Here is a 1,501-nt window from a genome sequence, read left to right as displayed (position 1 = left end):
TCGGCGAAGGTCATTTGATTCATCATCGAAAAGCTCGGCGATTGGTGCCCGGAGATTTTGCCAAATCAGGAAGTCTTTTTCAGGATTTCCCTAGAAAAACGTAATTTCCTGCGAACTCTGCTGTGCCGCCGATTCGCCACGGTGAGTGCGGCGTTGCTCGTCGGTCGCGTAGGTGGACTCCATGCGCGCCAGCCATTGCCGGGCGTCGATGGCGACGGCCTCATCGGGAGACTGGCTGGCCTGCAACAGATGCGCGTGCAAAGAGTCGATGTTGTCGCGTACGTGAGCGAGAATCTGGCTGACCCGGTCCTGAAACTGCAGGTTTACAAGGACTTCGGTCATTTCGTCGCGAATACCGTAGCTTTCCTGCTTGAGCAGGTCGGCGGATTCGGCCAAGCGACCGGTAATGCTCTGGAAACGCTCCAGGACGTTCTGGATGCTTTGCTCGGAAGCGGCCACCGAATGGCTGTCCTGATCAGCACCGCTGGAGGCGGCCTGCACCAGTTGCGTGATGGCGTTATTGATGATGTCGACCTTGGCCGACATCTGCTGACCGGTTTCGCTGGACTTGCTCGACAGGCTGCGCACCGCGTCGGCTACCACGGCAAAACCACGGCCAGCTTCGCCTGCGCGGGCCGCTTCAATCGCGGCGTTAAGGGCCAGCAGGTTGGTCTGCGCAGCAATCGCTGCGACGTCCGCGGCCATGGTGCGCAACTCGCCTGTGTAGGCGGTCAGGCTGCGAACCTGAGAGAGCGTCTGGTCGCGGCTGGCCTGGGTGGCTTTAAGTGAGTCAATCACCTGGCTCAGCTCGCTGTCACTCTGGGACAGGACTTTCAGAGCGCCATCGGCATTCTGACCGTCCAGCTCACCGGCAGCGTGTTGCGAGGCCTGCACGGTTTCCTGCAGGCGTTCGGAAATTCCCATGAAGCGGCTGCTCAGCTCGACAATGGCGGTTTCGGTTTGCTGGCGCGAGCTTTCGACCTGCTTGGCCCAGATCGGCATGGCACCGAGAAAGACTTCATTGAGCTGGGCATGGGAGGCCATGGCGCTGGTTTGAGCGTTATGTGCCTGGTGATGGTCCAGAGCTTGAGCAACAGCCCGATGCACGTCGTTCTGTTGGGTGCGGGCAGCCAGTGCACAGGCACCGAGACCGATAGCGAGCAGTGCCGCACAAGCAAGCAGATTGGTCGTACTCGTACCGGATTGCGTGAGGATCCAGGCAGCGGCAGGTATGACGGGAATCAGAGAAAACCAGATGAAACGTGGACGGTTTTGCGCAGGATTACTGCTGGAATGATTCGACATCATGGGTTCGATCCCTGAACAGTGCAGCGTTGTACACGACTCAATGGTTATCTGCGCGGTGCAGACGAACTTGATACCTGTACGAGCGCCTTCCGTCCGATCGCATCGCGCAGAGCCCGGTCAGATTAAAAATATGGTATGCCCCCCGAAGGTTGGACAATTATCCACTTACGCTGCCTTGGCGGCCTGCATCCTG

General features: G+C 58.8%; 1 protein-coding gene. It reads right to left on the bottom strand.

The annotated features are described in order from the left end of the window. Positions 1-90: 90 nt before the first annotated feature. Complete coding sequence (locus AO277_RS13485) at positions 91-924, bottom strand: methyl-accepting chemotaxis protein (RefSeq protein ID WP_371411881.1); 834 nt, start codon at positions 922-924, stop codon at positions 91-93. Between the last annotated feature and the right edge of the window lie 577 nt (positions 925-1,501).

The sequence above is a fragment of the Pseudomonas amygdali genome (assembly GCF_002699855.1).
In the GTDB taxonomy this organism is placed as follows: domain Bacteria; phylum Pseudomonadota; class Gammaproteobacteria; order Pseudomonadales; family Pseudomonadaceae; genus Aquipseudomonas; species Aquipseudomonas amygdali.
This window is presented reverse-complemented; position numbering and strand designations above follow the sequence as displayed.

Coding starts and splice junctions, on each gene's coding strand:
- AO277_RS13485 (WP_371411881.1), bottom strand. CDS start 924: ATGGGAATTTCCGAACGCCTGCAGGAAACCGTGCAGGCCTCGCAACAC.